The 20,169-nt window shown below is 41.3% G+C and carries 17 protein-coding genes; 5 read left to right on the top strand and 12 right to left on the bottom strand.

The genetic code is table 11. The features are described from left to right. Positions 1–269: 269 nt before the first annotated feature. Genes QWY93_RS10760 through QWY93_RS10750 form a run of 3 tightly spaced genes read right to left on the bottom strand, consistent with a single transcriptional unit; the run spans position 270 to position 6,028 of the window. Complete coding sequence (locus QWY93_RS10760; protein WP_290248246.1) at positions 270–3,380, bottom strand: efflux RND transporter permease subunit; 3,111 nt, start codon at positions 3,378–3,380, stop codon at positions 270–272. Continuing rightward, positions 3,381–4,595 (bottom strand): efflux RND transporter periplasmic adaptor subunit, encoded by a 1,215-nt coding sequence (locus QWY93_RS10755; RefSeq protein ID WP_290248245.1) that lies wholly within the window; start codon positions 4,593–4,595, stop codon positions 3,381–3,383. Positions 4,596–4,621: 26 nt separating this feature from the next. Continuing rightward, on the bottom strand, positions 4,622–6,028 hold the full coding sequence (locus QWY93_RS10750) for an efflux transporter outer membrane subunit (protein WP_290248244.1): 1,407 nt from the start codon (positions 6,026–6,028) through the stop codon (positions 4,622–4,624). Between the two features lie 196 nt (positions 6,029–6,224). Between QWY93_RS10750 and QWY93_RS10745 the strand changes: the two genes are divergently transcribed. Beyond that, positions 6,225–6,935: a hypothetical protein gene (locus QWY93_RS10745; RefSeq protein WP_290248242.1), complete on the top strand. Its 711-nt coding sequence runs from the start codon at positions 6,225–6,227 to the stop codon at positions 6,933–6,935. Positions 6,936–7,040: 105 nt separating this feature from the next. Here the strand turns inward: QWY93_RS10745 and QWY93_RS10740 are convergent, their stop codons facing one another. The 3 genes from QWY93_RS10740 to QWY93_RS10730 all read right to left on the bottom strand — a co-directional run bounded on the left by QWY93_RS10740 (position 7,041) and on the right by QWY93_RS10730 (position 10,155). Beyond that, on the bottom strand, positions 7,041–8,189 hold the full coding sequence (locus QWY93_RS10740) for a hypothetical protein (protein WP_290248241.1): 1,149 nt from the start codon (positions 8,187–8,189) through the stop codon (positions 7,041–7,043). A 481-nt stretch (positions 8,190–8,670) separates the two neighbouring features. Then, on the bottom strand, positions 8,671–9,627 hold the full coding sequence (locus tag QWY93_RS10735) for a fasciclin domain-containing protein (RefSeq protein WP_290248240.1): 957 nt from the start codon (positions 9,625–9,627) through the stop codon (positions 8,671–8,673). Between the two features lie 135 nt (positions 9,628–9,762). Then, positions 9,763–10,155: a DUF2784 domain-containing protein gene (locus QWY93_RS10730; RefSeq protein WP_290248239.1), complete on the bottom strand. Its 393-nt coding sequence runs from the start codon at positions 10,153–10,155 to the stop codon at positions 9,763–9,765. A gap of 252 nt (positions 10,156–10,407) precedes the next feature. Here QWY93_RS10730 and QWY93_RS10725 point away from each other — a divergent pair, with 252 nt between their 5' ends. Continuing rightward, the gene (locus QWY93_RS10725) at positions 10,408–10,746 is read left to right on the top strand and encodes a hypothetical protein (protein WP_290248238.1); all 339 of its coding nucleotides are present in this window, start codon (positions 10,408–10,410) and stop codon (positions 10,744–10,746) included. Between the two features lie 162 nt (positions 10,747–10,908). Here the strand turns inward: QWY93_RS10725 and folE are convergent, their stop codons facing one another. Continuing rightward, positions 10,909–11,604: a GTP cyclohydrolase I FolE gene (gene folE / locus QWY93_RS10720; RefSeq protein WP_290248237.1), complete on the bottom strand. Its 696-nt coding sequence runs from the start codon at positions 11,602–11,604 to the stop codon at positions 10,909–10,911. Next, the gene (locus QWY93_RS10715) at positions 11,558–11,974 is read right to left on the bottom strand and encodes a 6-pyruvoyl trahydropterin synthase family protein (RefSeq protein WP_290248235.1); all 417 of its coding nucleotides are present in this window, start codon (positions 11,972–11,974) and stop codon (positions 11,558–11,560) included. The genes folE and QWY93_RS10715 overlap by 47 nt, the downstream gene beginning before the upstream one ends. Positions 11,975–12,414: 440 nt before the next feature. On the opposite strand from QWY93_RS10715, the gene QWY93_RS10710 reads away from it, so the two are divergent. Continuing rightward, entirely contained in the window at positions 12,415–13,146 is a 732-nt protein-coding gene (locus QWY93_RS10710) for a murein L,D-transpeptidase catalytic domain family protein (protein WP_290248234.1), read from the top strand. Here the strand turns inward: QWY93_RS10710 and QWY93_RS10705 are convergent. The 4 genes from QWY93_RS10705 to QWY93_RS10690 form a co-directional block, all read right to left on the bottom strand. Next, positions 13,119–14,786: a L,D-transpeptidase family protein gene (locus QWY93_RS10705; RefSeq protein WP_290248233.1), complete on the bottom strand. Its 1,668-nt coding sequence runs from the start codon at positions 14,784–14,786 to the stop codon at positions 13,119–13,121. The two genes, QWY93_RS10710 and QWY93_RS10705, sit on opposite strands and share 28 nt — an antisense overlap. A gap of 70 nt (positions 14,787–14,856) precedes the next feature. Further along, positions 14,857–15,705, bottom strand: coding sequence for a 3-deoxy-8-phosphooctulonate synthase (kdsA, locus tag QWY93_RS10700; RefSeq protein WP_290248232.1), 849 nt, complete (start codon positions 15,703–15,705; stop codon positions 14,857–14,859). A gap of 4 nt (positions 15,706–15,709) precedes the next feature. Then, the gene (locus QWY93_RS10695) at positions 15,710–16,261 is read right to left on the bottom strand and encodes a KdsC family phosphatase (RefSeq protein WP_290248231.1); all 552 of its coding nucleotides are present in this window, start codon (positions 16,259–16,261) and stop codon (positions 15,710–15,712) included. Positions 16,262–16,263: 2 nt separating this feature from the next. Then, the gene (locus QWY93_RS10690; RefSeq protein WP_290248230.1) at positions 16,264–17,805 is read right to left on the bottom strand and encodes a bifunctional GNAT family N-acetyltransferase/carbon-nitrogen hydrolase family protein; all 1,542 of its coding nucleotides are present in this window, start codon (positions 17,803–17,805) and stop codon (positions 16,264–16,266) included. 169 nt (positions 17,806–17,974) lie between these two features. On the opposite strand from QWY93_RS10690, the gene QWY93_RS10685 reads away from it, so the two are divergent. After that, a complete protein-coding gene (locus tag QWY93_RS10685; protein ID WP_290248229.1) occupies positions 17,975–18,877 on the top strand; it encodes a mechanosensitive ion channel family protein in 903 nt (300 codons plus the stop codon). Between the two features lie 93 nt (positions 18,878–18,970). Then, positions 18,971–19,933 carry a hypothetical protein gene (locus QWY93_RS10680; RefSeq protein WP_290248228.1) on the top strand — a complete coding sequence of 321 codons (963 nt, stop codon included), beginning with the start codon at positions 18,971–18,973 and terminating at the stop codon, positions 19,931–19,933. The last annotated feature ends 236 nt before the right edge of the window (positions 19,934–20,169 follow it).

Below are 20,169 nucleotides of genomic sequence, written 5' to 3'. Positions count from 1 at the left end.
AAGATGTTTGTTTGTACTATCGTTTATTTAAACTTTAGTAATGAATATAACTTATTCATAAGTTACTATTTTCAATCTGTAAAAGTTTTTCCGTTTATCCCCTAAAATGAAAATATAGGCTTTTGGGGATTCGTTTTGGATGGGACTAATACCTCATTTTGATTGACAATGCAGGCCCTATCAAAAGTAGTTTGAAACTATTCTTGGTCTTGGTTCGGCTATTTCAACAGATAGGGTGGGTAAAAAGCGAACCAGGGAAACTCAATACACTACCTCACGAATTCTTCTGTTTTAGATTGAACCTTCCCCTTTACATCTTCTAAAATCAAGTACAGACAAGGCACAATCACCAAAATAATAGAAGTAGCAAATACGATCCCAAAGCCAAGTGAAATGGCCATGGGAATAAGGTAATAAGCCTGTCTGGAAGTTTCCATGATTATGGGCGTCAAGCCCCCAAAAGTGGTCAAGGTAGTTAGCATTATTGGTCTGAAACGTCTTAGGCCCGCTTCATGAATTGCTTCAAAAGCAGAAAGGCTTCCTCGGTTTTTATTGGCATAATCCACCATGATCAAAGAATCATTGACCACCACCCCAGAAAGGGCAATTACACCCATAAGGCTGACAATGGAAAGATCATAGCCCAATATAATATGGCCGATCACTGCTCCCACAATCCCAAATGGTATCGCCGCCATGATGATGGCAGGCTGCCAATAACTGCCAAATGCAACCGCTAACAAAGCATAAATGATCAACATGGCCATCATAAACCCACCCCATAGGGACTGGGTGGATTCCCGCATATCGGCCTGGCTTCCCTGAAAACTCCAGGTGATCCCAGGAAAATCAGCCCTTAACTGAGGCAGCACTTCATTTTGCACAGAAGCCAAAACCCTGGAAACGGCATTAGAAGGTTCCACATCCATACCGACATTGACCACCCTTCTGCCATCTCTCCTGTTAATGGAAGTAAATGCCTCCTGCTGTTCCACTTCCACCACATCCAATAAAGGCACCTCCACTCCTTCCGGAGTCCGAATGAGAAAGGTTTCCAGATTCCTGACATCTTTTCTTTCCTCTTTGGGCAGTTTTACTCGAACTTCTATTTCATTCATCCCCCGTAATTGCCGCATGGCCAAAGCCCCATAAAAAGCATCCCTCACCTGCCTTCCCACTTCGGAAGAAGTCAGGCCAAGATTCCGACCTTCGGGAAGCAGTTTAAAGTCAAATTGGGTTTTTCCTTTGTTATAATTATCACTGATATCCCGGGTATTTTCATAGGCATCCATTCTTTCAAAAAAAGCAGTGCTGGCCCTTTCCAAAACATCAATATCCGCATGGCTCAGGTCCACACTGATATCCTGCTGGTAGCCACCTGGCCCCCTTTCGGCTTCAAAGGTTATTTGATCTACCCCCTCGATATCTCCAATTTCATCCCTCCACAGGGCAATAACATCGCCTGCGGTCATATCTCGTTCATCCGGTGGCCTCATGACAATTTCCACATCAATAAAATTCTGGCCACGGACATTGGTCTTGATTCCCTCTGCCACTTCATACAAGTTATGCTTATCAAACATCCGCTGGGTGGAATTAGTAATTTCCTCAGCTACCCTGGCAGCCTGGTCAGGGGTAGTTCCAACCGGTAACCTCACCCCTGCCTCTATTTCATCAGCAGAAACCTCCGGCATCATGATCATGCCCATATGGTCACTGTATCCATACCCCCCCACAATTAACAAAAGGGCCAATGCGGAGGACAAGGTGATGTACTTGTATTTCAAGCACAATTCTAAAAATGGTCTGTAATACTTATCTATCCCTGAATTAAACTTTCTAGCAAAAGATTGTTGCCATCCCTCAATCCTGTCCCCTAATTTCACAATTGATTTTTTGGAAGTATGGCCCAAATGGGCAGGTAGGATAAACAGGGCTTCCAATAAAGAAACTATCAAAACAATAATCACTACCGCAGGCAAAGGCCACCAAAATTTCCCGGTTTCTCCAGGCATAAACAAAAGCGGAACAAAGGCAATAATGGTAGTAAGAATACTAAAAACAACAGGCTTGGAAATATCCCGGGCACCTGCAATAGCGGCATCCAGATATCCCATTCCCCTTTGCCGGTACTCATAAATATTTTCCCCAACAACAATAGCATCATCCACCACAATACCCAAGACCACCAGAAAACCAAACATGGAAATCATATTGATGCTCACACCGATAAGAGGCAGAAAAACAATCCCACCAATAAAGGAAATGGCCATGCCCATCATCACCCAAAAGGCTAGCCTATACTCTAAAAACAAGGTTAAAATCACCAATACAATAACTATGGCCAAGGCTCCATTTTCGGTCAATAAAGACAACCTTTCCCGGTAATCCTCTGCCCTATTGCTATCAATACGCAAATTGATCCCTGGCGGAAGAGAAACATCCTTCAAAACAGCCTGTACGGTGGATTCGATTTCCAATGGGGATTGTTTGCCTATCCTAAAAATTTCCAGCTCAACGGAATGTTGTTGATTGAACTGACCATGAAATCCAGTCTCTTCAAAGCCATCAGTAATTTTGGCCAGCTCCCCTAAGGTAACCCTGGCACCAGAAGGGGAGGAAATAATGGTAATTTCGCTAAATTCCTCTGCCCATTGTTTACGTTCCTGCATTCTCAGGAGAATTTCTCCGGACTGCGTTTCCAGGGCCCCGGCAGGAATATCCTCACTTGAAGCGGCAAGGATATCTGCTACCCTCCCCAGGGTCAACCCATACTGGCGAAGGTTATGCTCAGGAATTTCCACATGAGTGACAAAGTCCGGAACATTACCGATTTCAACTTGTGTTATTTCAGGTTCATTTAGTAAACGGTTCCGCAGCCTTTCTGCCAATTTCCTTAGGGTCCAAATATCAGCCTCCCCGTACAAACCCAACTCCATAACATCTATTTGTCTGGCCTGAAGATTCACTTCGGGTTGTTCAATATCATCTGGAAATGTCCGGATCCGGTTGACAGCCTGATCAATATCCTGAAAGGCTTTCATCCTATTGGTGCCTGCCACGAGTTCAATCTGGACATTCCCATAGCCCTCCCCAGCTGTGGAAGTAATTTCTTTAATACCCTGCACTCCACGGATTGCCTCTTCAACAGGCAACAAAATCCCCTGCTCAACCTCCTCTGGGGCAGAACCGGGGTAAACCACCCTCACATTGACAATATCCAGTTGGAATTGGGGAAAAACTTCTTTTTGGATATTGTACATGGTCCAAATCCCCCCGCCCAAAAGGATAATCATTAACAAATTGGCTGCAATTGTATTGCGGGCCATATAGGCTATTCCCCCCTTGCTTTTATGGATATTTTCCTCTGATGGACTCATTTAATTTCCCTGGTTATTTGGACCTCCTACGGGTTGAGAAGTTGAAACACTGTCTTCTTTTAGACGTAATCCAACCCCATCCACCACCGTACTTAAATTAGTGGTGACCACCCTATCCTGATCTTTCAGCCCTTTATTGATATAGGCATATTGTTCATCACTAAACAGGATTTCCACAGGTTGGATTGAAAGCTTTCCATCCTCCATTACCCAGACTGTTTGGTTATTCCGAATATAATCCCTGTCCACCCTGATAACATCATCAATTTCATTCCCTATTAATTGGGCCTCCACAAAAGCCCCTACCATCAATTGGGGCCTGCCCAAGGAATCGGCCATCTCCTGGGCCAATGGATCAGGCACCATTACCAATACCCTTGCAAGCCGGGTCTGATCATCCAAAGCTCCAATCCGTTTATAAAGGTACCCCTCACGATGGCTGCCTTTTTTCCATGACGAACGGTTAACAATATTCACCTTGGACCCTTTTTCATTTTCCTTGGAAGGAAAAGTCAACAACTGAAGTTGGGAAACAGGCACGGTAACTACTACCCAGTAATTTTCTGCACCGATTAATCTACCCAAATTATCCCCTGAGGAAACCTGAGAGCCCACCGTAACATTCCGGTTTAAAATATGAGCATCAAATGGTGCTCTGATGGCGGTTCTATCCAAATCAAGCTGGGCTTGACTGACTGCTGCTTTTGCCGATTGGACAGCTGCCTTGATGGATTCCAATTGTGGTTGTCTCAGGACTAAAGCCTTTTTCTCTGGAGAAAGTGAATCCCCTATAAGTTCATAATCCATTTGGGCCACCTGCTGCCTACCCATTTCCATCCTCAAATCAGCTTCTGCTTGTTTGAGCTCACTTTTTCTGAGCTCCAGTACATTTTGGTAATCCGAAGGATCTATCTGCAACAAAACCTGCCCCTTCTTTACAAATCCGCCGGGAGAAAAACCGGGAGACCGGCGGACAACCTGACCATTAACCCTGGGACTAAGCATGATATCCTCAACGGGTTGAACCGTTCCTGTTGCTTTAATTGTAGGAAAAAAATCTCCTCTTTCAACCTGGACCACATCCACCAGCATGGCTGTTTCCTTGGAGGTACCTTCATGTTTTGCTGTGGGTTCGGTCATAAAGATCATAACTGTTCCGCCTACCCCGCTGAGAAGGATACCCAAACAAATAAAAAGTATGTTTTTCTTACTCATGGTTCTTTACTACTGTTTAGCAATTTTTATTGTTGTATCTTCCTTTGGGCTTCAAAACCACCGCCTAAAGCCCGATAAAGTCCAATTCTGATAATTAATAGATTCAACCGGCCATCAATAAATTCCCGGCGCAATTGCTGTTCCTGATCAAGAGCAAGTAATACATCCAGGTAATTGCTTAATCCATTCAAAAAGGAAATCTTTAACTGTTCGGAAGTTTTATTGGCCAAGTCCAATTGCCTTTTAAGGACCTCCAGCCTTTCCAATTGTTTTCTTTCCTGCACCAAAGCATCCTCCACTTCCTGAAAGGCCAATAAAACAGTTTGCCCATATTCATAAAGTCTTTGTTGCTTTACTGCCTCCGTACGGTCCACTTCCGCATTTAACCTCCCACCATAAAATAGCGGGGCGACCAGGTTTCCTGCCAGAGAGTAAGCCCAATCTTGAAATAATCCCCTAAAATTATTGGAACGTACCTGGCCTTCCAGTGAAAAGGATAAACGAGGGTATCTGCTGGTGACTGCTGAGGCCATATCCCTATCCGCTGCCAATAAAAAATGATGAGCCCTTTGAATATCCGGCCTCCTTCTTACCAATTCCAGGGGCAGCCCCGTAGCAGGCAATTCCGGCAATTCTGGCAAACTATCAGGGATAAAAGTCCATTCTTTTTGAGGTTGTTGACCTATTAAAACGGCCAGCTGATTTTCCAAACTGGCCATTTGGGATTCGATCAAAAGTTTTTGTTCCCGGGTTGCTTCCATCAACTGGGTCTGGCGGAGAATATCTACTGCTCTCACCTGCCCGCTTCCAAAGCGGGCTTTGATGAGTTTGATAATATTTTCATTGGTTTGGATCTGTTGGTTGATCAGGTCCAGTTGATGGTTGGCTGCCAGCCATTGGTACCAATTAATGGCCATTTCTGCGGTAATAGTCATGGATAATGCTTGATAATCCCACAGGCTGGCTTCGGCCCTAAATTTTTCTACCTGTAGGCCTGCACGAATCCTTCCCCACAAATCCACTTCATAAGAGGCGGACAAACCTTGTTGGAAATTCTCGCCTCCGGCAAAATCCGGTTCGGGCCTTCTGATGGCATTTTGGATGGTAGCTTCCAGGTCTGGCAATAAAAATGAAGATTCTCTTTTAACAACAGCCCGGGCAGCTCGGTACTGTTCCCAAGTGGAGGCCAATTCAAAATTTCCCTGCAAGGCTTTTTCTATCATTGCATTCAATTGGGCATCCTTGAAACTGGTCCACCATTGACCCGGAACAACTTGGACCCCGGTAGTGGAAAAGTTTTCTAAATTTTCTATGGGAGGCTCTACCTGATTAACTTTTGGGGAACAGCCAAGAGTCAGGGTACCGAATATTACCATGACTGCTATCCCATGGAGGGCAAATTTAAGGTTGTAAGTTTTAAAAGAATACCCCATACTTTTTCCTTTCTTATCCCCCAACTCCCATAATCATATCTACCTAATAATTAACAAATTATCTACTACCCTCCAATAAAAAGTTACTTTTTTTATCAAACCCTTTCGATTACTTAGTACTTTTTTGGCATTTAGCTACTTAGAAAAAAGTTTGTACTTTTATTTTCCCATTTCATGAACTTTAAACCCAATTCAAATGAAACCTATAAATCCTTTTCCAGTCCTAACCTTTTTCCTTTTTTGCTTTCCGGTTTTTCTAAATGCACAAAACATCCCTGTTGATTACCGATTACTTTATCAACAAAGCTTTGAGAGAGAGGAAGCTTTAAAGGAAATAGAATGCACAGATTCCCAAGCCTGGAAACTGGGGAATGGAAAGGAAAATAAAGCCCTTGAAATTTTCAAAGCCAGTAATTACAGCCCCAGGTTCAGGTCTCCCTTTAACATCGCCCTCTTAAAAACAAAAAAGCTTGGCAGCTTCGTATTGGAAGCAGATTTACAGCAGACTGGAAAGGAGTATGGTCACCGGGACCTTTGCCTCTTCTTTGGGGCTAAAGATCCTTCCAATTTTTATTATGTGCACATCGCCTCTAAAGCCGATGCACATGCCCATAATATTTTCCTGGTCAATGATGCTCCCAGAGTGGCCATAGGAGAAAAAGTGACTGATGGTGTCGATTGGGGCAAAACTGACAGTTGGCATAGGGTAAGGTTGGAAAGGGACCTTGAAAAAGGCTCCATCAAAGTTTACTTTGATGATATGACCCAACCTATTATGGAATCTACTGATCATCATTTTGATTTTGGATATATAGGACTGGGGACTTTTGATGATGTGGGAAAATTTGACAATATCAAAATCTGGGGAAAAGGGTTTGCCCCGGAGAAAAATGGATTTTTTCATTAACATTCAGCGTAAAAAGACCTATTTCGCTATGGTGGCCCTTTGACCTGGTCCTGAGTTTTTTAGCTATATACTAATAACTCGATAACCTAATTTTTTAGGTTTAGTTCATTGAGCCAAATCATTTGCCTTTTGCACCTTAGCCAATTCTTCTTTGATATAGGTATTCCACTCCTCCTGAGCTGCCCTGTCCCTTCCATTGTTGGTTTCCCTATCGTAAGCCTCCTGCAATTTGTTCATTTTCCGATATGTCTGAAGGTATTCATAGCCTATCACTCCATCAAAATCCGAAGGAGTCATTTCCCTGTTTTTGATATTTTTTTTAAAGCGCTCCACCACCAATTTTGTAATATCAAAATGTCTTCTCTCATGATTCAGGCCATATGCATCTCTCGATCCAGATTTGACCCAAGAGGAATTTTTGAGCATAAAAACCTTGGTTGTAAGATAAAGGTGCACCCAGCCATCAACCACTTTACTTTCACCTTCCCATGAAAAACTGGTAAAAATTGAAGCTACATATTTCCCAGGTCTAGTAGGAGCCTGGAAATCCTCCCATTTAATAGGTCTGGAAGGGGTATAAAAAACCGTATCCCCGGATTCTACTTCATCATAATCCCTGAAGAAAACCTTTACTCCTTTGGCCAGATTAATATTGGAATCAATTTCCTGATCGATCCATTTCACAAAAAATTGGAGAGAATTTTCCAAGGCCCTGGACAAAACGGTAGAAATTAATTGATACTGGCCGGCAGTTCGTTTATATTGAACTCCTCCACGGTAATCAATCAAATGGACTGGACTATCTTCTCCCTTTTTATAGAAAGAAATCACAAGTTTCACCTTGCCGGGAACAGATCTTCCTCCCCCTGATTCTTCATCTATCCTAATTTTTCCAATCCGGACAATGACCGGAATCAATTCGGGATTTTTTGGCAAACTCTCTAAATAATAATTTTTCAGTTTGTCTGATCCTTTTTCTACATCCAATAATTTTGAAGAATTATTAGTCCATAGCCTTGCCACTGATGAATGGTCTTCCCGTTCATCCCAAACTTCCGCAATATAAAAATGCTTCGGATCCAGGGGCAATTTTTCCACTTTAAGGGGAATATTTTCCGGGACTTCCTGGGCAAATAATGAAAATCCTCCCAACTGCATCATCAATAGAAATCCAATTACCTTGAAAAGGTACTTTTCAATTACTCTCGCTTGGCTGCCTCCTTCCCCAAAATGGAATATTTCATCATTAATCACTTTGCAGGCTTTAGTTATTTTAATGTGGGAATTAACCCAATTTAAGACGGACTTATCTTCAAATCAAAACGGATTTTATTTGAAGGGGTTGGGTTCATCCAACGCTTGAAAGGGCATAAATAAAAAGCTGCAAGCGTTTTGCAGCTTTTTATTTACCCCAATTCGATCTAAAACCTCACCTAGAAGCTTTGTATGGAAGGGAGGGGAGGAAGTTTCAATTTTTAAAATCGGGATTGCCTTCCCTCCTTGGGGCGGACAAAACACTCTCCACCATACTTACGGCCAGGGAAAAGGATTCGTGCCATACCTAAGGCAGCCTTATGGAAAATGCCGCTAAAAATCTTAATATAGTTCTTTTTTTCCAACCTCAGTTTATTTTGTCTAATAATCTGATGCCATTATTCCCTATTGGGATATTAGGCCGGTTAAATCATTCCCCTAGGTTTTCGCCACAATTTCCAATGGGCTTCTTTTCATTAATTTAGGGCAAAATCACATCATTGATGACATGGATCACGCCATTGGTAGCATGTACATTCATCAAGGAGGTATTCAATGCAGCGCCACCTACCGTTCCAGCACTTAAATCTACCGTTAGCATAGCATTTTCATTGAGGGTGGCAATTTCCTGGCCTTGCCTTAAATCCTGAGAAAATGCCCTAACAGGAACTACATGAGCCAAGAGCACCGCTTCCAAAGTTTCTAATGGAATATCATTGAAATCATCCCAATCTTCATTGGTATCATAAAGCGCCTGGAAAGCAGCATCTGTTGGAGCAAAGACGGTTAGATCCCCATTATCATCACTTAGGGCCCCTACTAAATCAGCCCGCTGTAAAGCTCCCACCAACTGCGTAAATTCAGGGTTATTCTGGTTGGTAAAACTTACGGCAATTTCGGCAATAGATTCACTGGGAGGAACAATCACATAATCCAAAACATGGATTACACCATTAGAGGCATCAATATCTGTATCCACAATCTGGGCACTACCATTGATCCAAAAGTTTCCATCCACATCTTCACTTAAATAAAAGCTTGCCCCATTCACCGTAACACCTTCCCCTGGATTAACATTTGAGGCCATCACTTCTCCATCCAGCACATGATAAGTCAACACTCCTGACAAATCGGGACTGGCCAATAACTCTTCCGCACTCAACCCATTTTCATTAAAAAATAAATTAAATGCATTATCCGTTGGAGCAAAAACCGTGAACGGTCCCTCTCCTTCTAGAATGGTCACTAAATCAGCTTCCACCACAGCGGCTTCCAAGGTGGTGAAGTTGTTACCTTCCACTACAATTTCCACAATGTCTTTTTCCTCTGACATTGGAGCAGGATCATCATCATTACAAGAGGTCGTCATGATTCCTAAAATGGCAATCATCAGTAACCTGATAAGATTTTTGGCTTGAGGTGTCATAATAAATTTCATTTAGTTGCATAGATTTTAGTAACTAAACCCAACACCTTTATTTTTGTTTAACTTTTATAAATATTTTTTAAACAAAAATTATCACCCTATTCAAATAATGACATTGTAAGGAAATAACTTTTAGGGCCCCGTTGATTATGTTTGTTTTTTAGCTGAAAAAAAATTGACTTTAAGAGACATTACTAAGGCACAAAACGCCAGAATTAATGTCATAGTATCCACCCAATTACCAGGCAAACCCAAACCGGTCACCCTTTGGATTAAATAGGAGATATAGGAATTGGGAAGGCCGGAAACTCCTCTTTCTTCCAAAACCTGCCAATGCCAATCCGTCAAGGGACAATAGCCCCAACCATACCAAATTCCCAATACAATCCAGGAAGCAAAAGTCAATGAAATGGTCCAAAGGTGCCAAACTCTGGTAGCTCTCCAATACCATCCCAACAGGTTGAACAGTATTAGTCCAGAGTGAAAAATCACAAAGCCATAATCGGCAAAAATCAAAAAGCGGATTTCCTCAAACACCATAGGGGCTCTAGTTTTTAATTAATTCAACGGTAAACCCAGCAAATCCGTTGACACCGGACCAAATGACCACAACTTTAGATTTGTTCCACAAATTGTGTATAGCAAACTACAACTTTTATAGTCCCTTATGCTCTTTACCTTCACCTAGGCCCAAATTCCAATCTGGCACAACTTATGAGTATAGAAGTTAAGCAAGGAAAATTTAAGGAGGAATAAATTCTGAATAGGCCTCTTATTTAATGAAAACATTTCATGACAAAACCATTTTATCTGCTTAGTTTTTCACTTTTCCTGTTTTTGGTTTCATGTGGAGATCAATCAGGGGAGACTACCGAAAATCAACATCAGGAATCATCTTTTGGCCCTTCAGAAGTGGCAACTGCCCCAGAAAAAGCAGTAGCCCTGGATGATTTGCCCCAAAAAATAGCCGCCAAAATCAATAAAAATGAACTGCTATCCACCTTTACCTTAAAAGAAATAACCAAGGTTCAAGGTAAAAACCAAGCAGTTTATGACCTTACATTTATAGACCCTGACAATCAAACTGTCATTGCAAGTTTTGATAAATCCGGAAATATCATCCAGCAATAGCCCAAAAATATAAATAACCTTAAAACCACAACTTAAATACCAACTAACCTTTATTTAGGATAAAAAGCACCTGTATGGGTGCTTTTTTTTGTCTGTTAATTTGCCCTGCAAACAAAAAAACCGAAGCGTTTACTTCGGTTTTTTTTCGGGAATTATTTGAATCTATTTCAGTGAAATATATTGCATAAATTCATTACGGACATTTTCATCCTCAAACTTACCACTATAGAAGGAAGTCAAGGTTTTGCTGTTGACATCCTGTACGCCCCTGGACGAAACACACATATGGTAAGCATCAATCACGACAGCCACATCATCTGTACCAAGAATTGACTTCAACTCATTTCCAATCTGCATAGTCAATCGTTCCTGCACTTGTGGTCTTTTTGCAAAATACTGTACAATACGGTTGATCTTAGAGAGTCCGATTACATGACCATTGCTGATATACGCCACATGGGCTTTTCCATAAATAGGCACAAAATGGTGCTCACAATGCGAAAAAAGGGTAATATCTTTTTCCACCAGCATTTCATTATACTTATACTTATTCTTAAAAAGCTTTACTTCAGGCTTATTTTTGGGATCCAAGCCGCTAAAAACCTCCTGGACAAACATTTTGGCAACCCTTCTGGGTGTTCCGCTAAGGCTGTCATCTTTCAGGTCCAATCCCAAAACATGCATGATCTCTTTAAAATGTTTTTCGATCAACTCCATTTTCAGTTCATCATCCATTTCAAAAGCATCTTCCCGCAAGGGAGTTTCATGCGATGTCCCTACATGTTCATCCCCTATTTCATCTATGGATTGGTCAAGATTTACCCCCGTCGTATTCAACATAATTTCTTTCTGTTTCATATAGTCGAACTGTTAGATCGTATTTATCTTCAATTTCTTTTCTTAAAATATCCCAAATAACCACAGCAATGTTTTCTGCAGTTGGGTTAAGCTGTTTGAATTCATCGGTATCCAGGTTTAAGTTTTTATGGTCAAATTTCTTTAGGACTTTTTCCTTTATAAGATCACTCAACACCTTCATATCATATACATACCCCGTGTCCGGATCAATAGGACCTACCAACTTTACAAATAATTCGTAATTATGGCCATGATAATTAGGGTTATTGCATTTCCCAAATACTTCCCTATTCTTTTCGGCAGTCCATTCAGGGTTATGTAGTCGATGTGCTGCATTAAAATGTTCTTTACGGTAAACCGCTACTTTCATAAATGTCTGAAATCTATATATATATATATATATGGCCTTATTTATCTAATTTGGGAAGGGCTTTTCAATTATCTTCCAGCTTGATCCTTTATACCAGAACATTGAACAGGCCTTTTTTGTTTGAAAAAAGCAAAACTGGATCCAAACAAAACCCTTTGGATCAAGCCATTACTTTTCCGGTAGCGACAAAATTAACCAAATATTATTTTTTTTGCCTATTCTAACCAGAATAACTATACTTCCGGTAATCGAAACAACCCTGTTTTAAACAAATTATAATACGGTTTTAACAAAGCAAAACCCTTTTTAGGTTCAGATTTACAATGATTACTTTTTTGTCACGTTAGCATTTTAAACATAAACCCCTTATATTCAGACCCTAAAATCACCCGAATTCCAAAAGGCCTTTTTATAAGCCAACTTTATTTGATAGTAATTATATGTTAAAAAAGATCAGTTTGATTTGCTGTGTTTTGGTGGGACTTGTACACTCATCCAAAACCAGACCCACATACGAAAATTTTGAAAATAACAAGGACATGGGATCTCCAGCTGAAGTTCTGGAAGCTGCCATTTCTTCCCATTTCACCAGTAATTCCAATTCAGCACCATCCCTGGAAGCTATAAAAATAGCTACACAAGGTTACTTTCAACTGATTAAGTCTGGAAAAATTGAGGAAGGAAAACCTTTGACCATTATTGATTTTTCGCTTCCCTCTACCCAAAAAAGGCTTTGGACCATCAATCCCATTAATGGTAACATCCTCCATCACAGCTGGGTGGCTCATGGAAAAAACAGTGGTGGCTTGATGGCCAACCACTTTTCCAATAAAATGTCCAGCCATATGAGCAGCCTTGGTTTTTATCTTACTGCTGAAACATATCGTGGAAAACACGGCTATTCCCTCCGTTTGGATGGGCTGGAGAAAGGAATCAATGACAAAGCCAGGCCCAGGGCCATTGTTATCCATGGAGCTGCTTATGCCAATCCATCCTTTATTCAAAAAACCGGAAGACTTGGAAGAAGCTGGGGCTGCCCTGCTCTTCCCATGGACAATTACAAATCCATAATTGACAGTATTAAGGGAAAATCCTGTCTTTTCATTTACGCCAAAAACAAACAATACAAAAAAACAAGCAGGTTTTACTTCCTAGAGGACAGCACCTCATAAAGTGGTTTGTCCCTTTTGTAAACATCCCTTCTGATTTGGGGTTTCCCTTCCCAGTCTGTCCAAAAACTAAGGTATAAAACCACCACAGGAATTTTAGCTTTAAAACTAACGGTTTGTTCTTTTCCTGCCTGGATGGCCTCTTCAATTTTTTCTTCCGGCCAATCAGGATGTTCCTTTAATAATATTTTTGCTAACTCAAAAGGTTTTTGGATCCGGATACATCCTGAACTGAACGCCCTGGTATCTTTTTTAAACAGCTCTTTCTCTGGAGTATCATGGATATAGACATTGTATTTATTGGGAAACATGAACTTCACCAGCCCCATGGAATTATGGGGGCCGGGAACCTGTTTTACCAAATAAGGAAATTTATCAGCAACTGCATTTCTCCAGTCAATTTTATTGGGATCAACTTCCTGCCCTCCACTGGTAAAAACCTTCATATGCTTTTTTTCCAAATACTCCAAATCTTTTTTGATCTCAGGTAGGACATCCGCTTTCAAAATCCCAGGTGGGACGGTCCATACAGGATTAAAAACCAAATAAGACATCTGAGCACTAAAAACAGGTGTACTTCGGTAAGCCCTTCCCACAATGGCCGTTGAGGTCAATAGAGTATCCCTTCCTCCATGCTGCATAAGGTCTAACTGAAAATTGGCAATATTGACCACAATAAACCGATTATCAATCAATGTATCAGGTAACCAACGTAACCTTTCCAGGTTGACAGACACTTTTTGTATTAAATCTTCAGGGGATTCATTCAGGGCTTCTAAAGTAGCTTTACCAATTATCCCATCCTGATTCAAACCATATCTTTCCTGGAAACGATACACCCCTTCCAACATGGCCGAGTCATAGACCTCCTCATCTTCCACCGGATAAGGCACCAAATCCTTCCAGAATATTAATCTATCCCTAATAAGGGGAATGTCCTTATTTCTTTCCAAGGGTTGAATCATTTTAGCCTCGGAAACCTTTTTCCATTGATTTGTTTTTTCCTCCAGATTAACAAAATCCCTGAGGAAATTCCGCATTTGTTGATATATAGGGAAAGATGGACACAGGGACTCCAAACTTTCTGCTATATTTTTTTTCCGGATTGCCGTTTCCAGATGATTGGGAAGTTGGGGATTGGATTTTTTTACTGGAATGTTCCAACCAGCTGTCAAATCTTCCGGATCTACCTTTCCAAAATAAAGATGGGTTCCAAGTCGCATATAAGCATCTGACAACAACACATCCAATTGGGATAATTTATTTTCAGGGACTTGGCTCCCTCTTTCATTGATTGAGTCCAATTCCACAAACAGCTCCTCAATGGCATTATGGTGGTAATCACTTGGGAAAAGCCCATCAAATTGGGATTGTTGGATTTGGTAATGCAGTTCACGGGCCTGGCAGGTCAATTTACCTTCCTGTGTCCATGCCGGCTTAAAATTCCGGAAATAGTAAAATTCATTCAATAGGCCGGTAAGGTAAATATGTTCTTTCGCAATTTCCAAATCCCCATTGGGCAGCCTTGATTCCAGGACAGTTCTGATTGAGTTGGGGAGGTCTTGCTCAGCCTTTTGCTGATTACATCGGGCTGTAAAAATCAATGAAAAGCTTGCAATAAATAAAAAATACCGAAGCTTCATAATCGAAGAGATTGATGGACTGAAAGTTAAAAAATAAAAAGAAAAAGCCGGAAACTCCGGCTCAATAATTTTATTTCAATTGGAATTCTTTATAGCTATTCCCCAATTCCCAGGTAGCTTTAAGCATTTCCAAAAATCCTCCCATTTGGTTTAAAGGAACCATATTAGGGCCATCACTTAGGGCTATAGATGGATCGGGATGGGTTTCGATAAAAAACCCATCTACACCTGTGGCAGCAGCTGCACGGGCCAGGTAGGGAGCAAATTGCCGCTGTCCGCCACTGGATCCTCCCTGACCTCCGGGTTGCTGTACGGAATGGGTGACATCAAAAACCACGGGGGCAAATTGCCTCATCGTAGGCAATGACCGCATATCCACTACCAGGTTATGATAACCAAGTGAATATCCCCTTTCAGTAAGGCAGACATTTTCATTTCCGGTTGACCTTACTTTTTGGACCGCATATTGCATATCTTCAGGAGCCATAAACTGCCCTCTTTTTATTTTCACAGCTTTTCCTGATTGGCCTGCAGCCAATAGCAAATCCGTCTGGCGACAAAGGAAGGCGGGAATTTGAATTACATCCACCACTTGGGCCACTTCAGAAACCTGATGGCTTTCATGCACATCTGTCACCAAAGGCACTCCAAGCTCTTTTCCCACTCTTTGGAGAACCTCTAAAGACATGTCCATACCTATGCCTCTAAAAGAACCTGAGGAAGTCCGGTTGGCTTTATCAAAAGAGGCTTTAAAAACATAATCAAAACCCAAACGTTGGGTTTCCTTTTTGACTTTTTCCCCTATCTCCATGCATATATCAAAACTCTCTACCGCACAAGGTCCGGAAAACAAAACAGGTTTATTTTTCCCCAAAACGATCTCCTCAGAGATTTTCATGGGTTGGGTGGATACTTTCATTTTTTTATTTTTCTGACAATTCGTTTATTATTTTCTCTAAAAGCCCCTTTGAACTTAAGATCACATCTGCTACTTCGCGGAACACCCCTTTTCCACCCGGAAGGGAGGAAATAAAATCGACTTTTTGCCTTACATAAGGCAAGGCATCTATTGGAGCAGCTGAAAACCCCACCCTGGTCAAAATGGGAATATCGATCAGGTCATCCCCAATGTAAGCACATTCATCAAGTCCTATTTGAAATTTCTTAAGGACCTCATCCAGCTTTTCGCCCTTGTGACTAATACCATGATAATGAAAATCAAAATCCAATTCTTCACAGCGGCTCCGTACAACAGGTGAATTTCTACCGGTAATGGCCCCAATCTTCAAACCATTATTTTTTAAGACTTTGACGATCAATCCATCCTTTACATTGAATTTTTTATATTCCAGATAATTATCATCATAAATCACCCCGCCATCAGTAAGGACTCCATCTATATCAGTGATCAATAATTTGACCCGTGAGGCTTTTTCACGGATAATATCATTCATTCCTGAGAGGTAATTCTCCATTGCTATTTATTTTTTTTCCATTGGATGGAATAAAGATCCAAACGCCTTTGTTGCAGATTCCTTACACTACCCACTTTGTGCAATTTGGTCAATAAATCCAGGTCTACATCCGCCACAATAGTCGTTTCAGTGTTTAGTGAAGCTTCTGCTACTACCGCATCATGGGGAAATGAAAAATCACAGGGTGAATAAATGGCAGCCTGAGAATGCTGGATATCCATATTTTCGACCCTGGGCAAATTCCCTACAGAACCTGTAATAGCAACAAAGCATTCATTTTCCACTGCCCTGGCTTTTGCGCAGGTGCTGACACGAAGGTAGGCATTTTTGGTATCGGTCCAGAAAGGAATAAATAAAATATCCATTTCCTGCTCGGCCAAAATCCTACCCAACTCGGGGAATTCCACATCATAACAGATTAGAATCCCTATCCTTCCTGCATCAGTGTCAAATACTTTGATCCCATTTCCTCCCTGAAGGCCCCAATAGGCTTGCTCATCCGGCGTGATATGCAATTTATATTGTTTATCTGTGGTACCATCCCTACGGCAGAGGTAGCTTACATTCCGGAGTTTTTTTCCGTCATATTCCGGCATACTGCCAGCTATGATATTCACATTGTAGGAAATGGCCAGGTCCTTCATCCTTATCAAAATCTCCTCGGTATAATCTGCCAGGTTCCTGATGGCCTCAGAAGCATCCATATCATTAAAGTCGGCCAATAACGGCGCATTGAAAAACTCCGGCAAAAGGCAAAAGTCCGATTTGTAACCCGATACGGTGTCCACAAAAAATTCCACCTGTTGCATCAGGTCATCGATATCCTTAAAGCGCCGCATTTTCCATTGCACCAAACCCAGCCGGACAATGGATTTTTGGTTACCAATGAGTTTTTCATCCTTTTCATAATAAATATTATTCCACTCCAACAAGGTGGCATAAGCCCTGGAATCTTTATCTTCAGGCAAATATTTGGTAATGACCTTCCGCACATGAAACTCATTGGCCAATTGGAAAGAGAGTACAGGATCATAAATCTCTTTGTTTTTGACCAGGTCAATATATTTTCTGGGAGTCATTTGGTCAGCATATTTGCTGTAACCGGGGATTCTTCCCCCAGCAATGATACTGCGGAGATTCAGGTTTTCACAAAGCTCCTTTCGGGCATCATAAAGCCTTCTCCCCAGCCGTAGCCCCCGGTATTCCCGGTCCACAAAAACATCGGTTCCATAAAGCGTGTCCCCTTCCGGATCGTGGGTATCAAATTTCCCATACCCTGTGATCTGGTCATGGGTATGATTGTCCCCAAATTTGCTGTAATCCACAATCAAACTCAAAGCTACAGCCACAATCCTGCCATTATCTTCAATGCATATCTGCCCTTCCGGAAATGCATTTATTTGGTTTTTAAACTCCTGCCGGGTATATGCCATAGCCTGGTTTTTGTAAATATTCACCATGATCTCATGGATATTTTTATAATCTGAGAGATGCAGGTTTCTCAGTTTTAATCGGTGGACAATCTCTTCTTTTTGCTTCGTCATGACCCAAAATTAAATAATTAAAGCATACATCTTTCAAAATTTTTCACCTAGCTCTCCTCCAAATTTTTGATAAAAACAATTATTTATCTACTGGATTTGCAATATAAATATTATTATTTTGTATCAAATATTCCCAATAAAAAGGGCATTTCAACCAATTTTCAACATTATGCAGGATCTTTTACAGGATATAAAGGAGGAAGGGCTAAGCGCTATCCTGGAGCGATTGAAAGACCTTTTGGGTACCACCATATTAAACATAGGTGATTCCAAACTCACCATCGGCATTATTATTACCCTGATCATATCCATTTTTGTCCTGATTGTGGTATCCGAATGGATCAGAAAATTCCTTGTCCACAAGCTCCTGCCACGGTACCATATGGAAATCGGAACCCGCCAATCTGTGGGTACCATTTTGAAATATATCATGATCACCGTGGGTACCGTAGTCATTCTCCAAAATACCGGGATAGACATGAGTGCCCTTGGTATTTTGGCCGGAGCATTAGGTGTGGGTATAGGTTTTGGTCTCCAAAATATCACCAACAATTTTATCAGTGGCCTAATTATCCTTTTTGAACAGCCCATCAAAGTGGGAGACAGAATTGAAGTGGAGGAGGTCAATGGAGATGTAATAAAAATATCAGCCCGATCGACTATGGTCGTCACCAATGACAATATAACCATCATCGTGCCCAACAGCCAATTTATTGACAACCCCGTAATCAACTGGTCCCATAATGACCGAAATATCCGGTTCAACTATCCGGTTCATGTTTCTTACAAGGAAGATCCCCAAAAGGTAAAAGAAATCTTACAGGAAGTGGCCATTGCCCATGAGGGCGTTTTAAAATCTCCACCACCGGATGTTTTATTTCAAGAATACGGGGACAGCAGCCTGGATTTTATTTTAAGGGTTTGGTCCTCCGCCTATATTAACAAGCCCAACGTTTTGAAAAGTCAACTTTATTATGAAATTTTCAGGCGGTTTAGGGAGGAGGGAATACAAATCCCATACCCTCAAAGAGATTTGCATTTGAAATCCGGATTTGAAAAGTTTAACTACTGATTTTCAATATTTTAAAAATTACATTATATTTACACATAAAGGTTTTTTGAATTAACTTTTATGCATCTCAAACAATAACCACCCATCAAATTAATGAAGCGGTTCATCCTCATATTATTTTTTATTGTTTTGGCCAAGGAGTCCTACGGGCAAGCATTTTACCGGTTCCGGTTTGAGGAGCCCTGGTCAGTCGGTGCAGGAGGTGGAGTAACCCAATATTTCGGTGAATTGTATTCCTTGTGGAAATACGAAGAAGGAATTCAGCCTGATTACAATTTTTCGGTCAATGTCCGGCGGACTATTGGGACCAAAACAAGGCTACGATTGGAGGGGTCATTTATACAAATGTCCGGGCAGGATCCTCCTGCCGACCCCAGAAGTTTGCGGGAGCCCAGAAACCTACATTTCCGGGCGAGAAACTTTGAAGTTGCTTTTTTGGGAGAATACCACTGGAAACCCGTTCGACTCAACAATATTACCAGACACTTCCTCAACTGGTATATTTTTGCTGGTGTGGGGGCCAGCACTAACACCCCTAAAGCCCAATTAGATGGGGAATGGGTAAGCTTGCGACCTCTCCAACTGGAGGGCAACCCCTACCCTGCCGTAATTGTGGTATTTCCTATGGGGCTGGGCATGAAATATAAACTCAATGTTTATACGGATTTATTTATTGAAGGGAATTACCGTTTTACCCTGACGGATTATATGGATGATATCAGTGATTTTGACATTGGAGATTTTTACCAAAATTTATTAGCAAGTTATGGAGAATATGGAGAGGGCCCCTATCCTGACCGACTCAGGTTGGCAGTAAGAAATAACGACTGGCTATTGGACAATGGAGAGCCGAATGTGGAAAAAATCAAACAACGGATTTATTTTGATAAACACGGCACCATGCGGCACCGTATCCGGCGGGGAAGTGGCCTGACCCATAGGTATGATGGGTATTTTACTTTAAACATCGGATTGGAAATCTACTTCTCACAAGATATCTGGGAAAATTGGCTCCGAAGAGGAAGAACAAGGCAAAGAGGCTGGCGTTTCTGGTAATTGTGGGGGAATTGAGAGCTGAATTTTGAGCCTTTTGAAGTATCTATATAGGATAGAGGCTAAGTTTATTTATTTTTCACTTATGGTTCCAGATCCCTTATTATTACACTAAAATCGGTTTCCAAATTTCAACTAAAAGGGCCTTTCCGGTAACAGAGACCTTTATTGGCAGTAGCTTGAGATAAAACCATGGTTTTTAATGAATCGTTTTTGAGGGGAGTCAGGAGATTTGAAGC

Source organism: Echinicola jeungdonensis (genome assembly GCF_030409905.1).
Lineage (GTDB): Bacteria > Bacteroidota > Bacteroidia > Cytophagales > Cyclobacteriaceae > Echinicola > Echinicola jeungdonensis.
The sequence above is the reverse complement of the archived record's forward strand: the minus strand, read 5'-3'. Positions and strand labels throughout refer to the sequence as shown.